This window comes from Stenotrophomonas sp. (assembly GCF_032103445.1).
Taxonomy (GTDB): domain Bacteria; phylum Pseudomonadota; class Gammaproteobacteria; order Xanthomonadales; family Xanthomonadaceae; genus Stenotrophomonas.
Window position 1 is genome coordinate 22,985 of the sequence record NZ_DAMDFR010000029.1, and the last position, 19,149, is coordinate 42,133.

20 protein-coding genes are annotated in these 19,149 nt (G+C 65.2%); 9 read left to right on the plus strand and 11 right to left on the minus strand.

Features of this window, described 5'->3' with window-relative positions:
- Positions 1-14: 14 nt before the first annotated feature.
- A complete protein-coding gene (locus RT551_RS11980; RefSeq protein WP_311190403.1) occupies positions 15-1,052 on the minus strand; it encodes a type IV pilus twitching motility protein PilT in 1,038 nt (345 codons plus the stop codon).
- An 87-nt stretch (positions 1,053-1,139) separates the two neighbouring features.
- Between RT551_RS11980 and RT551_RS11985 the strand changes: the two genes are divergently transcribed.
- From RT551_RS11985 to RT551_RS11995, 3 genes are all read left to right on the plus strand, one after another.
- Positions 1,140-1,811 (plus strand): YggS family pyridoxal phosphate-dependent enzyme, encoded by a 672-nt coding sequence (locus tag RT551_RS11985; protein WP_313458902.1) that lies wholly within the window; start codon positions 1,140-1,142, stop codon positions 1,809-1,811.
- Positions 1,812-1,858: 47 nt separating this feature from the next.
- A complete protein-coding gene (gene proC, locus RT551_RS11990; protein WP_313458905.1) occupies positions 1,859-2,680 on the plus strand; it encodes a pyrroline-5-carboxylate reductase in 822 nt (273 codons plus the stop codon).
- Between the two features lie 189 nt (positions 2,681-2,869).
- Entirely contained in the window at positions 2,870-3,472 is a 603-nt protein-coding gene (locus RT551_RS11995; protein ID WP_313458908.1) for a short chain dehydrogenase, read from the plus strand.
- 4 nt (positions 3,473-3,476) lie between these two features.
- On the opposite strand, the gene soxR is transcribed toward RT551_RS11995, so the two are convergent.
- The gene (soxR, locus tag RT551_RS12000) at positions 3,477-3,908 is read right to left on the minus strand and encodes a redox-sensitive transcriptional activator SoxR (RefSeq protein ID WP_311193774.1); all 432 of its coding nucleotides are present in this window, start codon (positions 3,906-3,908) and stop codon (positions 3,477-3,479) included.
- A gap of 91 nt (positions 3,909-3,999) precedes the next feature.
- On the opposite strand from soxR, the gene RT551_RS12005 reads away from it, so the two are divergent.
- Complete coding sequence (locus RT551_RS12005; RefSeq protein ID WP_313458911.1) at positions 4,000-5,361, plus strand: MFS transporter; 1,362 nt, start codon at positions 4,000-4,002, stop codon at positions 5,359-5,361.
- 2 nt (positions 5,362-5,363) lie between these two features.
- On the opposite strand, the gene RT551_RS12010 is transcribed toward RT551_RS12005, so the two are convergent.
- The 3 genes from RT551_RS12010 to RT551_RS12020 all read right to left on the minus strand — a co-directional run bounded on the left by RT551_RS12010 (position 5,364) and on the right by RT551_RS12020 (position 8,611).
- Positions 5,364-7,292 (minus strand): alpha/beta fold hydrolase, encoded by a 1,929-nt coding sequence (locus tag RT551_RS12010; RefSeq protein WP_313458914.1) that lies wholly within the window; start codon positions 7,290-7,292, stop codon positions 5,364-5,366.
- Complete coding sequence (locus tag RT551_RS12015; RefSeq protein WP_313458969.1) at positions 7,289-8,266, minus strand: DUF4105 domain-containing protein; 978 nt, start codon at positions 8,264-8,266, stop codon at positions 7,289-7,291. Before RT551_RS12015 ends, RT551_RS12010 begins: the two co-directional genes overlap by 4 nt.
- 126 nt (positions 8,267-8,392) lie before the next feature.
- Complete coding sequence (locus RT551_RS12020) at positions 8,393-8,611, minus strand: hypothetical protein (RefSeq protein ID WP_313458916.1); 219 nt, start codon at positions 8,609-8,611, stop codon at positions 8,393-8,395.
- A gap of 280 nt (positions 8,612-8,891) precedes the next feature.
- Between RT551_RS12020 and RT551_RS12025 the strand changes: the two genes are divergently transcribed.
- From RT551_RS12025 to RT551_RS12035, 3 genes are all read left to right on the plus strand, one after another.
- The gene (locus tag RT551_RS12025; protein ID WP_313458919.1) at positions 8,892-10,973 is read left to right on the plus strand and encodes a TonB-dependent siderophore receptor; all 2,082 of its coding nucleotides are present in this window, start codon (positions 8,892-8,894) and stop codon (positions 10,971-10,973) included.
- 102 nt (positions 10,974-11,075) lie between these two features.
- Positions 11,076-12,212, plus strand: coding sequence for a PepSY-associated TM helix domain-containing protein (locus RT551_RS12030; RefSeq protein WP_313458922.1), 1,137 nt, complete (start codon positions 11,076-11,078; stop codon positions 12,210-12,212).
- A complete protein-coding gene (locus tag RT551_RS12035) occupies positions 12,209-12,391 on the plus strand; it encodes a hypothetical protein (RefSeq protein WP_313458924.1) in 183 nt (60 codons plus the stop codon). The genes RT551_RS12030 and RT551_RS12035 overlap by 4 nt, the downstream gene beginning before the upstream one ends.
- A 57-nt stretch (positions 12,392-12,448) precedes the next feature.
- Here the strand turns inward: RT551_RS12035 and RT551_RS12040 are convergent, their stop codons facing one another.
- The 4 genes from RT551_RS12040 to RT551_RS12055 are packed head-to-tail and all read right to left on the minus strand — an operon-like array spanning position 12,449 to position 15,453.
- Positions 12,449-12,799 carry a hypothetical protein gene (locus RT551_RS12040; protein WP_313458926.1) on the minus strand — a complete coding sequence of 117 codons (351 nt, stop codon included), beginning with the start codon at positions 12,797-12,799 and terminating at the stop codon, positions 12,449-12,451.
- Position 12,800: 1 nt separating this feature from the next.
- Positions 12,801-13,181: a YbjQ family protein gene (locus RT551_RS12045; RefSeq protein WP_313458929.1), complete on the minus strand. Its 381-nt coding sequence runs from the start codon at positions 13,179-13,181 to the stop codon at positions 12,801-12,803.
- A gap of 28 nt (positions 13,182-13,209) precedes the next feature.
- On the minus strand, positions 13,210-14,394 hold the full coding sequence (locus RT551_RS12050; RefSeq protein ID WP_313458931.1) for an MFS transporter: 1,185 nt from the start codon (positions 14,392-14,394) through the stop codon (positions 13,210-13,212).
- A 24-nt stretch (positions 14,395-14,418) separates the two neighbouring features.
- Entirely contained in the window at positions 14,419-15,453 is a 1,035-nt protein-coding gene (locus RT551_RS12055; protein ID WP_313458933.1) for an alpha/beta hydrolase, read from the minus strand.
- Between the two features lie 122 nt (positions 15,454-15,575).
- On the opposite strand from RT551_RS12055, the gene RT551_RS12060 reads away from it, so the two are divergent.
- Complete coding sequence (locus RT551_RS12060; RefSeq protein WP_313458935.1) at positions 15,576-16,493, plus strand: LysR family transcriptional regulator; 918 nt, start codon at positions 15,576-15,578, stop codon at positions 16,491-16,493.
- 71 nt (positions 16,494-16,564) lie between these two features.
- On the opposite strand, the gene RT551_RS12065 is transcribed toward RT551_RS12060, so the two are convergent.
- Together RT551_RS12065 and RT551_RS12070 are read right to left on the minus strand one after the other, a co-directional pair.
- The gene (locus RT551_RS12065; protein WP_313458937.1) at positions 16,565-17,059 is read right to left on the minus strand and encodes a DUF3011 domain-containing protein; all 495 of its coding nucleotides are present in this window, start codon (positions 17,057-17,059) and stop codon (positions 16,565-16,567) included.
- Positions 17,060-17,143: 84 nt separating this feature from the next.
- Positions 17,144-17,797, minus strand: a complete 654-nt coding sequence (locus RT551_RS12070; protein ID WP_313458940.1) for an NAD(P)H-binding protein — start codon at positions 17,795-17,797, stop codon at positions 17,144-17,146.
- A gap of 666 nt (positions 17,798-18,463) precedes the next feature.
- On the opposite strand from RT551_RS12070, the gene RT551_RS12075 reads away from it, so the two are divergent.
- The gene (locus tag RT551_RS12075) at positions 18,464-19,114 is read left to right on the plus strand and encodes a DUF1629 domain-containing protein (RefSeq protein WP_313458943.1); all 651 of its coding nucleotides are present in this window, start codon (positions 18,464-18,466) and stop codon (positions 19,112-19,114) included.
- The last annotated feature ends 35 nt before the right edge of the window (positions 19,115-19,149 follow it).

Below are 19,149 nucleotides of genomic sequence, written 5' to 3' on the forward strand. Positions count from 1 at the left end.
GCTGTGTGCCCCGGTTATTCGAAAATGCGCTTGTCTTTGGCGTATTCCTTGGCCTGGTTGCGCGTGATCAGGCTGCGCTTGACCAGGTCCTGCAGGTGCTGATCGAGCGTCATCATGCCCATCTGCTGGCCCGTCTGGATCGCCGAGTACATCTGCGCGACCTTGTCCTCACGGATCAGGTTGCGGATGGCCGGGGTGCCCACCATGATTTCCCACGCCGCCGTACGCCCGCCGCCGACCTTCTTCAGCAGCGCCTGCGAGATCACCGCGCGCAGCGACTCGGACAGCATCGAACGCACCATCGGCTTTTCGCCGGCGGGGAACACGTCGATGATACGGTCGATGGTTTTGGCCGCCGAGCTGGTGTGCAGGGTGCCGAACACCAGGTGGCCGGTTTCCGCCGCAGTCAGTGCCAGTCGGATGGTTTCCAGGTCGCGAAGTTCGCCGACCAGGATGATGTCCGGGTCTTCACGCAGCGCCGAACGCAGCGCTTCATTGAAGCCGTGCGTGTCACGGTGCACTTCGCGCTGGTTGATCAGGCACTTCTGCGAGGTGTGGACGAATTCGATCGGGTCCTCGACGGTGAGGATGTGACCGTATTCGTTCTTGTTGATGTGGTCGATCATCGCCGCCAGCGTGGTCGACTTGCCCGAACCGGTCGGACCGGTCACCAGGATCAGGCCCTGTGGCTGGTCGATCAGCTCACGGAAGATCGGCGGCGTGTTCAGGTCTTCCAGGGTCAACACTTCCGAGGGAATGGTACGGAACACCGCACCCGCACCCCGGTTCTGGTTGAACGCATTGACGCGGAAGCGCGCCAGGCTGGGAATTTCGAACGAGAAGTCGACTTCGAGGAATTCCTCGTAATCGCGACGCTGCTTGTCCGACATGATGTCGTACACCAGCGCATGGACCTGCTTGTGGTCCAGGGCCGGAATGTTGATGCGGCGGACGTCACCGTCCACACGGATCATCGGCGGCAGGCCTGCAGACAGGTGCAGGTCCGACGCCTTGTTCTTCACGGAAAACGCCAACAGTTCGGCGATATCCATACGCTGCTACTCCCCATAGACTGCTGCGACTGGAAGGATCTTTCCCCGGTCGGCAGTATAGCCTTCCTGAACTACCGGAAAGCCATCGTGTCCGCCCTGCCCCTCTCGACCCTTCTGCTGAACCTGCACAACGCGGCATCGGCCGCCGGGCGGCCAGATCCCTTGCTGCTGGCGGTTTCCAAGACCCAGCCGGCCTCTGCGGTGGCGGCCCTGGCCGCGCAGGGGCAGCGCGCGTTCGGCGAAAACTACGTCCAGGAGGCCGTGGCCAAGATTGAGCAACTGGTCACAATCGGGCTGGAGTGGCACCTGATCGGCCACCTGCAGTCGAACAAGGCCGAACTGGCCGCGCGCCACTTCGACTGGGTGCAGAGCGTGGACCGGGCCAAGCTGGTAGCGGCGCTGGCCGCGCACCGGGCGGCTGATCGCGACGCGCTGAACGTGCTGATCCAGGTCAACATCGACGACGAAGGCAGCAAGCACGGCTGTACGCCGGACCAGGTGCCGCAGCTGGCGGCGCTGATCGCCGAACAGCCGCGCCTGCGCCTGCGCGGGTTGATGGCCATTCCCGCGCCCTGGCCGGAGGCCGAACGTCGTGCGCAGGCGTTTGAACGCATGCGCGGGCTGTTTGACGCGCTGGCCGTGCAGTACCCGCAGGTCGATACCCTGTCCATGGGCATGAGCGCTGATTACGCGGAGGCCATTGCCCATGGGGCGACGATGGTGCGGGTGGGGTCGGCCTTGTTTGGTGCGCGGCATTGATTGTTGAAACGCAGCCGGGCAAGCCCGGCTCTACATTGGACGACTTCATGAACACTCATTCCATTACCTTCATCGGCGGCGGCAACATGGCCCGCAGCCTGATCGCCGGGCTGGTCCGCCAGGGCACCGCGCCGGCACACATCCATGTTGCCGAGCCGGTGGCCGAACTGCGCGATGCACTGAGCACCGATTTCGGGGTGAAGACCTACGCCAGCGCTGCTGAGGCGGCCGCACAGGGCGGTGTGTGGGTGTTGGCGGTGAAACCGCAGGTGATGTCGCAGGTGTGCGGCGACCTGGCCGACCTCGCCGCCCGGCATTCGCCGCTGGTGGTCTCCATCGCCGCCGGCATCACCAGCGCCCAGTTGCAGCGCTGGCTGGGCGAGCATGGCGCAGTGGTCCGCGCGATGCCGAACACGCCCGCCCTGCTGGGTGCCGGTGTCACCGGCCTGTTTGCCACCCCGGAGGTCAGCGAAGCGCAACGTGCGCAGGCCGACCAGGTGCTGGCCACCGCCGGTCGCACGGTGTGGATCGAGGATGAAGCGAAAATGGATGCGGTGACCGGCGTATCCGGCAGTGGCCCGGCCTATGTGTTCCTGCTGGCTGAGGCGATGGAAGCGGCGGCCCAGGCTCAGGGCTTGTCGGCGGAGGCCGCGCACACGCTGGTGGTGCAGACCCTGCTGGGGGCCAGCCGCATGCTGGACGAGTCCGGTGAAGCACCCGCGGAGCTGCGCCGCCGGGTGACCTCGCCGAACGGCACCACCCAGGCGGCGATCGAGTCGTTCCAGGGGGACGGGTTTGAAGCGATCGTGGCGCGGGCGATTGACGCGGCCACGGCGCGTGGCAAGGCGTTGTCCGAAAAGGCGTCATAATGATGGCCTGATTCCATGATGATGGCCTGATCCCGTGCGTAGAGCCACGCCCTGCGTGGCTGCGCCATGCCCAACCGGGTCGAAGCCACGCAGGGCGTGGCGCTACGGTCCGGTGGATGAGCCCGCTGCAACCAGATCCACACAGCGGATGCTGCAGACTGCAGGCAGTCCCTGATTGGAGCAGCGCAGATGAAGATTCTTGTAGTCGGTGCCAGTGGCACCCTGGGCCAGGCCGTCGCCAGCACGCTGGGCGTGCACCACGAACTGATCCGCGCCGGCCGCCACAGCGGTGACGTGCAGGTGGATCTGACCGACGATGCCAGCGTGCAGGCCCTGTTCGCGCAGACCGGGCCGCTGGACGCGGTGGTGGCTGCGACCGGCCGGCTGCACTTCGGGCCGATTACCGACATGACCCCGGCGCAGTTCAATCTGGGCCTGCAGGACAAGCTGCTGGGGCAGGTGCGGCTGGCCCTGACGGCGCAGCATCATCTGCGTAGCGGCGGCTCCATCACGCTCACCAGTGGCATCGTCAGTGCGCAGCCGATCCGCGACGGGGTGAACGCCGCGGCGGTGAATGCCGCGCTGGAGGGATTTGTGCGTGCGGCCGCGTTCGACCTGCTGCCGCGCGGGCTGCGCATCAATGTGGTGAGCCCGAACGTACTGGTGGAGTCGATGGACGACTACGGTGCGTATTTCCCGGGGTTTGAACCGGTGAGTGCGCAGCGCGCGGCGTTGGCGTACCAGCGCAGTGTGGAGGGCGTGCAGAGTGGGCAGGTGATCACCGTGTGGTGATCACTCACCCCCAGCGCTGGGCCCCCTCACCCTGCTCGCCCAGCGCATCCCCCGGATTGGCCAGGCGGCACTTCTTCAACGAAAGACACCCGCAGCCAATACAGTCGGTCAACTGATCGCGCAGCAACCGCAACTGCTCGATGCGCTGGTCCAGCTCGTCCTTCCACAGCGCCGACATCCGCGCCCATTCGGCCTTTGTCGGCGTCTTGTTTTCCGGCAACGCCGCAAACGCATTGGCCACCGCCTCCAGCGGCAGCCCCACCCGCTGGGCCACCCGGATCACCGCCAGCCGCCGCAGCACCTCGCGGCTGTAGCGGCGCTGGTTGCCCGCGGTACGCAGGCTGTGAATCAGGCCCTTGCGCTCGTAGAAGTGCAACGCCGACACTGCGACCCCGCTGCGGCGCGCCACCTCACCTACACTCAGTTCCTGGGCGATCACGCCTTGACCTCAACCATGGTTAAGGTGTGATCCTGCGTGACCTCGGCGCACATCGCAAGCGCCGCTGCCTCTGATTTTCTGGATTGCCATGTCGTCTGAACCCTTGTCCGCTGTCACCGCCCCTGCCGGGGACTCCATTCTTTCGCCGCGTTACCGCGCCACCACGCTGGGCATGGTGGCACTGGTCTCGCTGCATGCGTTCGAGGCGCTTGCCGTCGCTGCGGCCATGCCGACCGTGGCCAATGCCCTGGACGGCCTGCGCCTGTATGCCCTGGCCTTTGGCGGCACGCTCGCCACCAGTGTGATCGGCATGACCCTGGCCGGGCGCTGGAGCGACCAGCAGGGTCCTGCACGTCCGCTGTGGCTCGGTCTGGCCTGCTTCATTGCCGGCCTGCTGGTGGCGGGGCTGGCCCAGCACATGCCGGTGCTGGTGCTGGGTCGGCTGCTGCAGGGGCTGGGTGCGGGTGCCATTTCGGTGTCGCTGTATGTGCTGGTCGGACGCTGCTACCCCGAAGCGCTGCGCCCTCGCGTGTTTGCGGCGTTCTCGGCTGGCTGGGTGGTGCCTTCGCTGGTCGGGCCGGCGATCAGCGGCCTGATCGTGCAGCACCTGGGCTGGCGTTGGGTATTCCTGGGTGTGCCGCTGCTGGCGTTACCGGCGGCATGGTTGCTGCGCCCGGCCCTGCGGCAGGTGCAGACGCGCGCGCAGGCGGCAACTTCCGGGAATCCCGTGGTGCGCTGGGCCGCAGGTGCGGCACTGGCCGCGTTGCTGTTGTACGTCGGTGGCCAGCAGACGGGGTTTGTCGCCGCAGCGTTGATGCTGCCGGCCACCCTGGCGCTGCTGCTGTGCAGCTGGAAACTGCTGCCGGTTGGTACCCTGCAGTTGCAGCGTGGCCTGCCCAGTGTGATTGCGCTGCGTGGCATCGCGGCGTCGGCGTTCTTCGGCTGCGAGGCGTTCCTGCCACTGCTGCTGCAACGGGAGCGCGGATTGAGCCCGCTGCTGGCCGGTGTGGCGCTCAGCCTGGGGGCCCTCGGCTGGTTCAGCGGCAGCTGGTTCCAGGGCCATCAGGGCCAGGGCTGGTCGCGGCGGCAGTTGCTGCATGCCGGCGCGCTGCTGATGTGCGCCGGGATCATTGCCACCGCGCTGGCGTTGCAGCCGGGCGTGCCGCTGTGGCTGGCGCTGGGCGGCTGGACGCTGACAGGCCTTGGGATGGGGTTGATCTACCCCAGCCTGTCGGTGCTGACCTTGTCGTTGTCGCCGCCGGCGCAGCAAGGGGCAAACAGCTCGGCATTGCAGCTGAGTGAGGCGTTGGCGGTGGCGACGACGCTGGCGGTGTCGGGATCGGTGTTTGCGATGATGCTGGGGGTTGATGTGGTGCTGGGGTATCTGCTGATCTTTGGCGTGATGCTGGGGTTGGCCGCGCTGAGTGTGGTGGTGGCGCGGCGGGTGTAAGGTCAGTCCCCCACCTCTTCCAGGTCCTCGCGCAGGATGCGGCGGATTTCCAGCACCGCCTGCGGGGTTTCCTGCACGCTGTGCCCGGAAATGATCACCTTCTCCGACAACGCGCCAGGAAGATGCGCGCTCCAGTAAGGCACCAGCCCGTCATCCGATTGTTCCAGCGGCACCTCGGGTTTGCGCTGGGCGATGATGGAGTGATACTTCAGCCCCGGACGGATCGGCAACGCGCTCGATGCCTTCACGAACGGGTCGTCGGCCTTGAGGTTGTCGATGCTGTTGGGAATGACCAGCTTCTTCGGCTGCGCTGACTGCGCTTCGGCCTGCTGCAGGGTCTGGAACACGTCCTCGAACTTGCCCAGCAGGGTGATCGGCAGACGCACCAGCCGCCCGATCAGCCGCCCGAACCGGTTGCCGGCGATATCCGTGCCCTTGTGCGGGGCGGCGATGAAGATCGCGCGCTCCACGTTGGGTTCGGCATCGAAGTGCAGCAGCGGCCCGAGCTTGGCCTGCACGCGCTTCAACCGCTCACCCTTCAGGTTGTAGTTGGCCAGCAGGTCGTTCCACAGCACCTCGCCGGAATCGCTCAACAGCAGCCGCGCCAGCACACCGCCCATGCTGTGGCCGATGAACACCATGTCCTTCGATGCGCGCGACGTGCCATCCGGGTCGAAATGGCGCAGCGTGTTGTTGAACGCCTGGTCGATCTCGTAGCGGTTCAGCGCGATCGGCGCGTTGGTCGGGTAATAGACCTGCCACACCTGGAAGTGCTGGCGCAGCTCCGGGTCGCCCAGGATCTCATTGGCCACGTTGACCCACGCCTCCGGGCTGCTGCCCAGCCCATGCAGCATGAAGATGATGCGTCGATTGGGATCCCACGGCTGCATCAGGTACATGTGCGGTTCGGCGATGCCTTCGCTCATGCCGAACAGGGTGCGCAGCGACTGCGTGGCAAAGCCGCTCTGCGCCAGCCACATGCCGTACGCGGCGGTGAAATTGCCAGCCAGCGGCACCTTTTCGCCGTGCAGCTCCACGCTTTCCGTGGACTCCGGCGAGTACACATCGAACAGCACCTGGGTGGTGTCCAGCACCTCCTGCAGGCTGTTGCCCTTGAACTTCAGCAGCGCGGTCGCGTTGATCGCCGACATTTCGCTGTACTGCGGAATCTCGGCCTTCTCGCCCGGCGGCGGGGCCACCAGCTTGGGCGGGTCCATCAGCACCACCAGCTCGGCCCCGAAACCGTCCCGGCGATAGGTGCTGCGCAGGCCGGCAAAGCTCAGCGACGAGGCCGGGGCCATGCTCGTGGGAATGCTGGTCAGGCGCAGCTGGTCGAAGTCGGAGGTGAGCGTCCAGCGCTCCCCTTCCACGGCGGCGTTGTAATCCTCGCCTTCCAGCGCGCTTTCGCGGCTGCGCTTGAACACCACAGCGGCGGTCTGCTCGGCAGCGTAGTTGTAGTAATCGCGCACCTGGGTCTGGCGATCCTCGAAGGCCCGTTGCGACGGCGTGCGCCCGCTGAAGAACAGATAGGCATACGCGTAACGCGCCGCCTCCAGCCAGGCATCCAGCGCCGCGTCGGACATGGGATGCTTATCCCGGTCCTTGGGTTTGGGGCTGAGTGCGAGTGCGTTCTTCACCCATAGTTCGGACAACGCAGACAGGCGCTGTTCCTCGGGCACGTCAATCGTGCTTTTGAGTGTTTTCTCGCAGGTGACGATGTCCTTTTCGCACTGGTCCTCGTTCAACCCGATCACGCTGAGGGTTTCCCGCGAAGCGGCGCTGAAGTCACCGCTGGTCAGCACGTCACCCCGCTTGTTGGCCAGGTACTCGGTGGGCGCGACCTGCTTCATGGTGACCATGGCGCAGCCGCTGGTCAGCAGCAGGGCCATGGCCGCAAACAGCGGCCCGAGGCGACGGAAGGCGACGCTCATCGGCCGGTCTCCGGCTCAACGCCCGGCATGCCCACCCGGATCAACCGTGAGAATGCCGGGTCGTCGCCGGCCGCGCGCGCACGGTCAGTGATGCGGCCACGCGCTTTCAAGGTGGCAAAGTCCACCCCGGGCGTGAGCACGCCCAGGTCACGCGCGTATTCGGCGAAATAGCCCGACACCAGCAGGCGGTAATCGAGTGGCAGACCCGGGGCGATCTGCTTGGCCAGCTCATACACGATGGTGGTGCAGTTGCTGGTCAGCGTGTTGTAGAACGCCGGCGTGGCGTCCAGTTTGCGGGCCTCGCCCAGGTAGGACACGAACAGACCCTTGAGCTGCTCGCGGGTCATGCCTTTCAGGCGATACAGATAGACATCCTCGCCGCGCACGTTGCTGCGCACCTTGACGATATCGGTTTCTTCCGCCGCCACCAGGGTCATTTCGAACTTGCGGAAAAACCCGCCCAGTGCGGAGAAGCTCTCGCCGCGCTCCTTGCGGATCTCCAGCGAGAACACCAGCTGCCGACCGTCCTCGAAACCGAAGCTGACCAGCGTGTGGGCAATCATCGGCCCCATCCAGTAGGACAGGACGAGGTCGGCCGAACGCAGCTGGTCCAGATCGTACTCGCGCCGTTCCCAGCGCACGTCATGGTCGTCGTCGGTGCGCCAGGTGAAGTTGCGCACGTTGTCCAGCACCACGTGCTGGCCATCGAACGACACCACTTTCAGGCGTTGGGCAACATCATCGGCCCATTCCCGATCCTGGCGGGGGCTGAGCAGCAGCCACCACAGGCCGGTCGCGACCAGTACGGCGGCGAACAGCGCACCCGGCCAGCGGCCAGCGCGCGCCCGTGCCACGGCCAGGATGGTGATCAAGGCGAACACGCCCCATGCCACCAGCGCCACGCCCCGGACCCAACCCGGTCCCGGCAGCTGATACGCCAACATGCCTGCCACCCATAACGCCGCCACCAGCATGATCCCTGCCAGTCCCCACCGTCCTGCTGTCTTCACGCATCGATCCGTCAGTTGAATAGGCGCTAGTTAGCCATAACGGACGTGTACGTGACATGGGTGGCGATGCCGGCGCGGGCGGCAGAGGCGTTACCTGCGGGCGGTGCCCACCTTCTGCCAGGGGGCCATGCCCTTGCGCGCGTTCACCCGGGGGCGGCGCAGCGGCAGGCGGCGCGGCATGGGAATGCCCACGCCCGGGGCAGCGGTGTCGTCAGCGCGCAGATCGTCGGCGCGCTCGCCGACCAGCAGGGCCGCCATCTCCTCAAGGCCGTTGCGCATGGTGCGGGCGGCGGTCTGCAGGACATTCATGGCGGCGTCTCCGGTGGGGTTCGGGGACGTCCTACCCTACGCAGGGCGGCGGGAAAGCCCCGTGCAGGGGATGTGGCAGCTGGATGAAACGCGAACGTAGAGCCGGGCTTGCCCGGCTGGCGGGATCCCGTTTGCCATGAGCCGGGCAAGCCCGGCTCTACAAAAACAGCGGGTCGCCCTTCGTTCGATTCAAGAGTGCGTCGCAGCCAGCACCTGAGACTCATTTGCGTTGCCGTGGTCGGGTCCCGATAATTCCGGCCCTCACCCTTGGAATGCCGCCATGACCGCCCTGCCGCGTCGCCGTGCCCTGCTGTTAGTGGTTCCCACCCTGCTGGCCAGCGCCCTGGCCCAGGCCCAGGACGCCCGGACGCTGGACGAAGTCACCGTGGTGGCCAACCGGGCCAGCACCGCGACCAAGACCGACACCCCGCTGACCCAGACCCCGCAGGCGATCAGCGTGGTCAGCAGCGAGCTGTTCACCGACCGCGGTGCCCGCAACCTGCAGGAAACCCTGCGCTACAGCGCCGGCGTGACCGCCGATGCCTACGGCCTGGACACCCGCAGCGACGGCAGCACCGTGCGCGGCCTGGACCCGGTGCAGTACGTGGACGGCCTGCGCCGCAGCTACGGCTTCAGCCCGCTGGCCCGCACCGAGGTGTACGGGCTGGAACGCGTGGAAGTGCTGCGGGGTCCTTCTTCGGTGCTGTATGGAGCCGGTGCCACCGGCGGCATCATCAATGCCATGACCAAGCGCCCCACCTTCACCGACATCGGCGGTGCGGTCGGGGTGCAGCTGGGCAACTTCGACCGCAAGCAGTTCCAGGCCGACGTGGGCGGCAGCTTGAATGACGCCGGCACCGTGGCTGGCCGCGTGGTCGGCCTGGTCCGCAATGCCGGCATGCAGACCGATGAGATCGACGATGACCGCATCTACATCGCCCCCTCGCTGAGCTGGCGTGGCGAGAGCACCACCTTCACCCTGCTCACCAGTTACCAGCACGACAAGACCGCCTCCAGCCAGCAGTTCCTGCCGGTGGTGGCCACCTTGAACGCAGCCCCCGGCATGCCGCGCCTGGACCCCGGCACCTTCCTGGGCGACAAGGACTTCGACAAGCTGGATTCGCGCGTGTACAGCGTCACCGCGCTGTTCGACCACCGTTTCAACGACACCGTGAGCCTGCGCTCGGCCGTGCGTTACCTGGACGGCAAGACCGAGTTCCGCGAGCTGTACCCGGACACCTATACCAACCCGCTGGACCCGTTCATTGACGCCGACAAGCGCCTGGTGAACCGCAACGCCTATGGCGTGCGCCCGGACGTGCGTTCGCTGACCAGCGACAATGCCCTGCAGTTCGACTTCGCCACCGGCCCACTCCAGCACCTGCTGCTGGCCGGCGTGGACTACAGCGATTACCGCGAGGAATCGCTGCAGCTGGATGCCACCCCCACGCCGATCGACATCTACAATCCCGTCTCCACTGGCATTGTCATCAACGGCTGGAACCGCCTGCCCGACCAGCGCACCACCCAGTTGGGCGTGTACGTGCAGGACCAGATCCGCTGGGCCGACCGCGTGTCGCTGGTGCTCGGCGCACGCCGCGACCATGCGCGCAGCAAGACCGAGGGCCTGCCCAGCCAGACCGACAACGCCACCACCTTCCGCGCCGGTCTGATCGGCGAGATCGGCGCGGGCGTTTCGCCCTACATCAGCTACAGCGAGTCGTTCCTGCCGGTGACCGGCCAGGACCTGTACGGCCGCGCGTTCAAGCCGATGGAAGGCGACCAGTGGGAAGGCGGCATCAAGTGGCAGCCGGTGGAAAACGTGCTGGTGACCGCGTCGGCGTACCGCATCACCGAGACCAACCGCCAGACCAACGACCCGGACAACGTGCTCAACGTGATCCAGACCGGTGAGATCGAGTCCAAGGGCGTGGAGCTGGAAGGCCAGTTCGCGTTTGCCCAGGACATCACCCTGACCGCCGCGTATGCGCGCAACCGCGCCAAGGTGACCAAGAGCAACTTCGAGATGGAAGTGAACCAGCGCCTCAACGACACCCCGCAGGAGCTGGCGTCGCTGTGGCTGGCCAAGGGCTTCCAGATTGACGACGTGTCACGCCTGCGCGTCGGCCTCGGTGGCCGCTATGTGGGCAACAGCCAGTCGCTGGGCTACGGCGGTTTCATCCGTACCCCCAGCTACACGCTGGTGGATGCGCTGTTTGAGATCCAGGTGGTGGATTGGACCATGGCGTTGAACATCACCAACCTTTCCGACAAGAAGTACTACGCGCCGTGCCGGAATTTCGGTGACTGCTTCACCGGCAACCCGCGTACGGTGACCGGGACGATCAGTTATCGGTTCTGATCGTTGCAGCGATCACACCCGTAGAGCCGGGCTTGCCCGGCTGCCGTTCGCGATTCACCCCGCACCACCGCAATCCCTCTCCAGCCTTCGCCAGAGACCCAAATGCAACGCACCACCATCAAAGCCTGGTTCCTGATCCACAAATGGACCAGCCTGATCTGCACCGCCTTCCTGCTGCTGTTGTGCCTCACTGGCCTGCCGCTGATCTTCGCCGAGGAAATCGACCACCTCAGCGAACCGCACGTCGAACACCCGCAGGACACCGCGCCGCCGCGCAACCTGGATGACCAGGTCAACACCGCGCTCGCGCAGTACCCCGGCAACGTGCCGCTGTTCATCGGCTGGGACTGGGAAGGCCACACCGTCTACGTCAACACCGGTGAGCGCGTGGACACCCCGCCGCCGCAGATGAAAACCGCGCTACTGCACGCCAGCAGCGGTGACGTGGTGCCGGCACCGCAGTTCAACGAAGGCGTGATGTATTTCCTGCTGCGCCTGCATACGGATCTGTTCGTCGGCCTGCCCGGCCTGCTGTTCATGGGCGCGATGGGCCTGTTGTTCGCGGTGGCGATCATCTCCGGCCTGGTGCTGTACGGCCCCTTCATGCGCCGGCAGCGTTTCGGCACCCTGCGCACCGGGCGCAGCCGCCGCCTGGCCTGGCTGGACCTGCACAACGTGATTGGCGTGGTCACCCTGGGCTGGGCCCTGGTGGTGGGTATCACCGGGGCCATCAACACCATCGCAAAACCGCTCGAAACCGCGTGGCAGAGCCAGCAGCTGGGTGAGTTCGCCGCCCGCTACGCGGGCCAGCCGCGTCCCACCACCCTGGCCTCGCTGGACGCCGCCGTGGCCACCGCGCGCGCCGCCGAGCCGGACATGCGGCCGGCCTTTGTCAGCTTCCCGGGCACCGGCTACAGCGGTGATCATCACTACGGCGTGTTCATGCAGGGCAACACCCCGCTGACCGAACGCATGTACCGCCCGGTGCTGATCGACGCCGTCACCGGCGAGCTGACCGCTCAACCGCAATTGCCGGTCTACATGACCGTGCTGCTGCTCAGCCAGCCGCTGCACTTCGGCAACTACGGCGGCCTGCCGCTGAAGATCCTGTGGGCGATTCTGGACCTGCTGACCATTCTGGTGCTGATCAGCGGCCTGTACCTGTGGTTCAAGCGCGGCAGCACCGAGGCACGGGTGACCGAGATCGAGCGCGCCGAAAAGACCGGAGGTGCCGCATGAGCCGCCCTACGCCGCCGACCGGCAGCCCGTTCACCGCACCGGCCTGGATTGCGTTGATCAGCGTGGTGGGGCTGGTGAGCGCCCTGCTGGGTAACGGCGTCTATGACGTCGTGTCCTGGGTGGTCTTTGCCGGCCTGATCGGGCTGGTGGTGCGGGCCTGGGTGAAGCGGACGCGCTGAAATACTCCCGTACGGGCATGGTGCGTCATTACGTAGGGACACGCCATGCGTGTCCGATCACGTCAGGGTGACGATGCGCTCGCCCTCGCGGTCAATTTCAAGAAGCGCGTCGGAATATGGGTCGATACCCGGTGCCTCCGCACCGGGGTCACAGCGGACCGTACAGCCCAGCCCAGCAGCAAGGAACCGCGCGAATGCGGGCGAGGATGACCACGCCTTGCTGTGGTGCACCCAGATTTCCAGCACGCCTTCGCTGGGAATGACCACCACCGTGACCGCACCGGCGGCATAGATGCGGAAGCTATCTGGATTCCCGTCCTCGCAGATCAGCGCACCCAGTTCCGAAGAGAGCAGCGCGACCGCTCTGCTCTCTTCCACGCCCAGTACGTAGGCGGCCACATCGGCCATCTCAGCGCACCGGCTCCACCACCACCGCCGTGCCGTAGCACAGCACTTCGGTCAGCCCGGTCATCACATCCGTAGCGTCGTAGCGCATGCCGATGATGGCGTTCGCCCCCAGCTGGCGCGCATGGCGGGCCATGTCGCGGTAGGTTTCCTCGCGAGCCTGTTCGCACAGCTCGGTGTAGATGGTGATGTTGCCGCCGAAGATGGTCTGGATGCCGCCGAGGAAGTTGCCCACGATGGAGCGGGAGCGCACGGTGATGCCACGCACCACGCCCAGGTTGCGGGCGATGCGGTAGCCCGGCAGCTCGAAGGCCGTGGTCACCATGGAATCGTTCAACTGCGGGGCGGCCGTACTGGGAATGCCGCTGTTGTAGGGGTCTGCCATGAAGATCACGCTCCTGTCTGGGCCCCCATTACACCATTTCGCCGGTCTGGACGATCTGCTGCGGCGGGGGACTGGCTTCAACAGCCGTCAATCCGGCCAGCGCCGCGGCGCACAGCAGCACTGCCGCACTGGCCATAAAGGTGATGGCAAAGCCGAAGCGGTCAAACAACAGCCCGCCCATGGTGGAACCCAGCGCGATGGCACACTGCACCACCGCCACCATCAGCCCGCCACCGGCTTCCGCATCTTCAGTGAGCGTGCGTGCCAGCCAACTCCACCAGCCTACCGGGGCGGCGGTGGCGAAGAACCCCCAGGCGGCCAGCAGCATCGCCACCGGCCAGGGCTTCGCGCCAAGGGGGATCAGCGCCACCGCGATGACCGCCATCAACAGCGGCAGCACCACCAGCGTGCGGTAGAGACCGCGGCGGATGAATACACCGATGACCACCGTGCCCAGGAAGCCGCCCACGCCGATGCCCAGCAGCATCCACGGCAGCATACTGGCACCAGCATGCGTCACCGTTTCCAGGAACGGACGCACATAGGTGAACAGTGCGAATTGACCCATGAAGAACGCAGCACAGGCGGTCATGCCCAGCAGCACAAGCCTCCGGCGCAGCAAGCCCAGCACGCTGGGGCGAGGGCCAACCGCCTGCGCGACCATGCGGGGCAAGCTGAGCCCCTGCCACACCAGCGCAATGCCAACCAAGGGCAAGAGACACAGGAAAGCTCCGCGCCAGCCGATTACCGCGCCCAGATAGCTGCCCAACGGTGCGGCAATCACCGTGGCCAGCGCATTGCCACCATTGAAAACTGCAAGCGCGCGCGGCACCTGTGCCGGAGGCACCAGTCGCATCGCGGTCGCCGCCGACAACGACCAGAAGCCGCCAATGACCACCCCGATGAGCGCGCGCCCCAGCATGTACACCACATAGCTGGGAGCCAACGCCACCACCAGGCCAGACATTGCCATCAATGCGGTGAGCAGTAACAACACGACTTTGCGATCAAGCGTGCCCACCAGCCGGGCGATGGACAGACTGGTGAGCACCGCGAACGCACCGGAAATGGCAATGCCATATCCGGTCCAGCCCTCACTGACCCGCAGATCTGCTGCCATCGGCGTGAGCAGGCTGACCGGCATGAACTCCGATGCAATCAGCGCGAACACGCACAGCGTCATCGCGAACACGCCGCCCCAATGGGCGGGCATGGGATTGGACTCAGACACGTTCGCTCACTTCGCTGCCAGGTTCTTCTGGAAGAATCCGGTGAGCTTGTTGAACGGAATCAAGCCGGCCCGGTCGTAAAGGTCGACGTGGCCGGCGTCTTTCACCCAATACAGTTCCTTCGGCTCGCCTGCGCGCTGGTACGCGTCTTCGCTGAACTCTCGCGAGTGCGCCTGGTCGCCGCTGATGAACAGCATCGGACGCGGCGAGATGGTCTCGATATCGTTGAACGGGTAGAAGTTGAGGAACTTCACCAGACTGCTGAACAACGGCTGGGTGGTGTGTTCCGGCTGCTCGCCCGCCGCGGCATAGGCACCACGGGGGGTGCGATAGAAGTCAAAGAACTCGCGCTGGATCTGTGGGGTGTCAGCAGTCAGCTCATTGACCGTCCCTGGTACGTACTGCGCGTCGGCACCGGTGAACTCCGCAAAACGCTGCTGCGTGGCGGCGGCGATCATCGCCTTGCGCTGCGCCAGCGACTGCGAGCGGTTCAGGCCGTTGCGTGCGGCCGCACCCATGTCGTACATGCTGACCGTAGCCACCGCCTGGATGCGCGGGTCGATCTTGGCCGCGCTGATGACGAAGCTGCCGCTGCCACAGATGCCCAGTCCGCCGATGCGGTCCGCATCAACGAATGACTGGGCGCTGAGGTAATCCACCGCAGCGCTGAAGTCGTCGGTGTAGATCTCCGGTGCAACCAGGTGGCGCGGTGCGCCCTGGCTTTCGCCCCAATAGGACAGGTCAATCGCCACGGTGACGAAGCCCTGCTCAGCCAGCTTCTGCGCGTACAGATTGGAGCTCTGCTCCTTCACCGCGCCCATCGGGTGGCCGACCACGATGGCCGGGTACTTCACGCCCGGCTTGCGGTTCTTCGGCAGGTAAAGATTGCCCACCACCTTCATCTGGTACTGGTTGGGGAAGCTGACCCTTTCCAGACTGACCCGCTCGCTGCGGTAGAAGTTGTCTGCCCCGTGGGAGAGGTCCTGGCCCATGGCCAGTGTTGAGGCCGCCATCAACGCGGCGGCAAGCACTGCCTTCTTCATCGGGGTATCCGGTATGGGGGAGATGGTGCCAGTGTGCCGGCGCCGGATTGCCATGATTAGCCAATCAGTTGTTCTAGGGCTTATTAGTTTCACTAATCAATGGATGGTGCGACACTGCGCGCATGGCCCGACGCAACCTCAATGACCTGCTGGCGTTTGTCACCGTGGCCCGGGAGGGCAGCTTCACTCGCGCCGGCGCGATGCTGGGCGTTTCCCAGTCCGCCCTGAGCCAAGCGATCAAGGCATTGGAAGAACGCCTGCAGATCCGACTGCTGACCCGCACCACCCGCAGCGTCAGCGCCACTCCGGCCGGCGAGCGGTTGCTTCTGGCCATTGGTACCCGCTTTGACGACATTGAAGCCGAACTGGACGCACTGACCGAACTGCGTGACAAGCCGGCTGGCTCGGTGCGCATCACCTGCGGCGACCATGTACTACGCACCGTGCTGCTGCCCCGTCTGCTGCCGCTGATGCATCAGTACCCGGATGTGAACATCGAGTTCGACATCAACTATGGGCTGCGCGACATCGTGGCCGACCGCTTCGACGCAGGTGTACGGCTGGGTGAGAGCATCGACAAGGACATGGTGGCGCTGCCCATCGGGCCGAAGCTGCGAATGGCGGCGGTGGCCTCACCCGCCTACTTCAGCCAGCACCCCATGCCCAAGGTGCCGGCCGACCTGACCCAGCACAATTGCATCAACATCCGCTTCCCCACCACCGGCGGACTGTATGTGTGGGAATTCGAGCGCAAAGGCCGGCTGGTGAATGTCCGGGTGGAAGGCCAGGCCGTGTTCAACAGTTCACCGCACATGGTGCTGGCCGCGCTGGACGGACTGGGCATCACTTTCCTGCCGGAAGAGGAGTTCTCGCCATACCTGGAGAACGGCCAACTGGTGCGTGTGCTGCAGGATTGGTGCCCGCCGTTCCCGGGATACCACCTCTATTACCCGAGCAGGAAGCAGCATTCGCCAGCGTTTGCGTTGGTGATCGAGGCATTGCGCTGGCCTGTCCGGCTGAAGGGTGATCAAACTGTGTGAGGTTGCCACGCAGGGCGTGGCACTACGTGGGATTAGCCGACCCTGCTCCGATGCGGCCTGATGGAGGTCGGCTAGCGACGCTTCAACGGGGTGAGGCTCTGCACCTGTCCGTTGTTGCGCAACATGCACATGAAGCGGCCGTCCGGGTAATCCACAATCAGTTCCTGGTAGTCAGTGCCCACCGGCACCTGGGTGACCAAGGTGCCCTGTGCGCCCTTGCGGACGTTGCAGGAGCCCAGCGCGGTGTCGCCCGCCGGCGCAAAGGACGCCACCTTGGAGACGTTGCGGAACGTGGCGCGGCATCCCTCACTGACCCACACCGAGTGTTTCGCCAGCCCCCAGTTCTGCCCCTCCACGCAGCGGGTACGGCTGAGCTGACGGGAAATCTCCACAGCGCCGCGCGTATCCATGTCACAGGAGACCTGACGCTGGTCGTTGGACTCGCAGGTGACCTCGGTGGGCAATGGTCCGCCGTCGCCGCGGTCATGATGGGACGCAGATGCGGGCGATACGGCCGCCGCGAACAACAGCAGATACGTACAGGACAGCAGCAACGGGGATCGCATCGTGGAACCCTCACTGGACCCAGGCCGGGCGTGTAAACCGAGTATGCCTGCTGGATCCAGCCCGGGGTGTGACGGCACAACGTATTACACGAACGGTACCAGCGCCTCGATTGCCGGCGTATCTCCTTCGGTCAGCTCGATTATCACGCGGCTGACCGCTGGCGTTTCGATCAGCGCCACCAGGGTAGCGGCTACGTCGTCGCGCGGCACATTGCCATAGGGAATGGCCAGTCCCGCGCGCACCCTGCCCGTTCCGGCGGTGTCGACCAGCGTACCGGGGCGCAGGATCACCCAGTCCAGGTCACTCTCGGCCAGATGCACGTCGGCGTGCTTCTTGACCGCCATGTAGTTCTCGAACGTTTCGGAGACCTGACGGCCGCGTCCGGCTTCGGGGAAGGCCGAGACCAGCAGGAAGCGGCGGACGTTGGCGCGACGGGCGGCTGCGACGGCCAGCTCCAGGCCCCGCCCATCAATGGCGTTGGTCATTTCCGGGCCGCCTTTGCCGCCTGCGCCGGCGGTGAAGACCACTACATCGGAGCTTGCCATGAGCTCTGCCAGCGTCGCTTCGTCGAGTTCGAGCAGATTGCCCAGCACTGGGAATGCGCCGAGCTGTTGCAGCTCGGCGGCCTGATCGGGCGTGCGGTGCAGAGACGGTGCGCGGTGGCCGCGTGCGTGGAGCTGTTGGGCGAGGCGGCGACCGATCTTGCCTGCGCCGCCTACGATGAATACCTGGGTCATGGGGGTTCCTCTTGTTCCAGGCCCCCACCTTGACCCATGTGGTGATGTGGTTGGGTGAACTTGCGTGCAGCAGACGCGCATGGCGCGTCTCTACAACGGCGTGGCCGCTCGTGCTGGTACCTGCGGAAGTTGGTTGGCATCGACTCAGATGATGGTGCCGTCGCACCAACCAGCGTGATCACAATCCGACCAACGCTGGCGTCAATGCGAATTCTGGCCCCGGGACGAAGTTCCATTCGGTTGAGCCGCCAGTTACGGAGCAGGATCAGCGGAACTGTACCGCTGTCCACATCAAACGAAACGACGCGCGAGGACAGCACACTGCCTGCGTGAGCCACACGGATGCCGGCCTGCTCGACGGCCGGAGGCGTTGGTGCACGTTGTGGGTGGTACGAATTCACCTTCGCCCCTTTCGAATTCCCTTCATCGAGGCTGGGAAGATACATGGAGCATTTCATTACAGACTACACACTTGACGTTAGCGTCCCGGGGCTGAGTTTCAGACTGGCCCAGACGCCGCGTCAAACTACGGTTGCAGGACCCGGTCACATCTCCCCGCGAGCTTTGATGAAACTTGTCCCAGCCCCCTGACCCCAGATACGATCAGCCTGCCTAGGCGTCCAGCCCGAGCACAGCGCTCTACCCCCGCATCCATGATGGAAGCCCATGAACGAGCAGACTGCCATACCCGTTTCGGTTGAAACCGGATCTCATCAAGGCGAGTTCTTCGTACTCAGATCGAGCTTCTGGGGTAACGGCCAGTTTCCTGGCCTGGAAATCGCCAACGAAGATAAGCTCATCACCGCGGGCATGTATGTCGCTGCCCCGCCGACGGGGGATGCGAAGCAGTATGCGGAGCGGCCACACCTGGTGCACGTGCCGGAGAAGGGCGGCATGCCGCGTGACTTTGAAGAACTCGGCGGCATCTGGGTCGTCTCGCAGGCGCTCAAGGATGTGTTCGACGTTGTTGACCCGGAGGCATTTGCATTCGCCGCTTGCGAGTTCACTCTGGCCGATGGCACCCCAGGCCCGCAGTACTATTTCTGTAATGTAATCCGTACGCTGGATGCGCTGGATGTGCCCGCTTCCCGGGTGAAAGTGAAGACGGAGCACAATTTCATTACCGGCGAGGAAGAGCCGTTTTACAGCATCCTCGGCGGTGCCTCACTGGTCTTCAAGAAAGATGTTGTTGCCGGCGCGCATATCTTCCGTCAGTCCCACAGCGGTATTGATCCGATCTGTGACCGGGTGATGTTTGATGCTCTTACCCGTGCAAACCTCACCGGCGTCGAACTTCAGGACGCCTCAGCACTGTAGCCAAACCACCCTTGAAACGGACTTCTGAGCGGGAG

Coding starts and splice junctions, on each gene's coding strand:
- RT551_RS12070 (WP_313458940.1), bottom strand. CDS start 17,797: ATGACCCAGGTATTCATCGTAGGCGGCGCAGGCAAGATCGGTCGCCGC.
- proC (WP_313458905.1), top strand. CDS start 1,859: ATGAACACTCATTCCATTACCTTCATCGGCGGCGGCAACATGGCCCGC.
- RT551_RS12030 (WP_313458922.1), top strand. CDS start 11,076: ATGCAACGCACCACCATCAAAGCCTGGTTCCTGATCCACAAATGGACC.
- RT551_RS12005 (WP_313458911.1), top strand. CDS start 4,000: ATGTCGTCTGAACCCTTGTCCGCTGTCACCGCCCCTGCCGGGGACTCC.
- RT551_RS12010 (WP_313458914.1), bottom strand. CDS start 7,292: ATGAGCGTCGCCTTCCGTCGCCTCGGGCCGCTGTTTGCGGCCATGGCC.
- RT551_RS12035 (WP_313458924.1), top strand. CDS start 12,209: ATGAGCCGCCCTACGCCGCCGACCGGCAGCCCGTTCACCGCACCGGCC.
- RT551_RS12075 (WP_313458943.1), top strand. CDS start 18,464: ATGAACGAGCAGACTGCCATACCCGTTTCGGTTGAAACCGGATCTCAT.
- RT551_RS11995 (WP_313458908.1), top strand. CDS start 2,870: ATGAAGATTCTTGTAGTCGGTGCCAGTGGCACCCTGGGCCAGGCCGTC.
- RT551_RS12055 (WP_313458933.1), bottom strand. CDS start 15,453: ATGAAGAAGGCAGTGCTTGCCGCCGCGTTGATGGCGGCCTCAACACTG.
- RT551_RS12025 (WP_313458919.1), top strand. CDS start 8,892: ATGACCGCCCTGCCGCGTCGCCGTGCCCTGCTGTTAGTGGTTCCCACC.
- RT551_RS12060 (WP_313458935.1), top strand. CDS start 15,576: ATGGCCCGACGCAACCTCAATGACCTGCTGGCGTTTGTCACCGTGGCC.
- RT551_RS12045 (WP_313458929.1), bottom strand. CDS start 13,181: ATGGCAGACCCCTACAACAGCGGCATTCCCAGTACGGCCGCCCCGCAG.
- RT551_RS12020 (WP_313458916.1), bottom strand. CDS start 8,611: ATGAATGTCCTGCAGACCGCCGCCCGCACCATGCGCAACGGCCTTGAG.
- RT551_RS11980 (WP_311190403.1), bottom strand. CDS start 1,052: ATGGATATCGCCGAACTGTTGGCGTTTTCCGTGAAGAACAAGGCGTCG.
- RT551_RS12040 (WP_313458926.1), bottom strand. CDS start 12,799: ATGGCCGATGTGGCCGCCTACGTACTGGGCGTGGAAGAGAGCAGAGCG.
- RT551_RS12015 (WP_313458969.1), bottom strand. CDS start 8,266: ATGCTGGTGGCGGCGTTATGGGTGGCAGGCATGTTGGCGTATCAGCTG.
- RT551_RS12065 (WP_313458937.1), bottom strand. CDS start 17,059: ATGCGATCCCCGTTGCTGCTGTCCTGTACGTATCTGCTGTTGTTCGCG.
- RT551_RS12050 (WP_313458931.1), bottom strand. CDS start 14,394: ATGCCCGCCCATTGGGGCGGCGTGTTCGCGATGACGCTGTGCGTGTTC.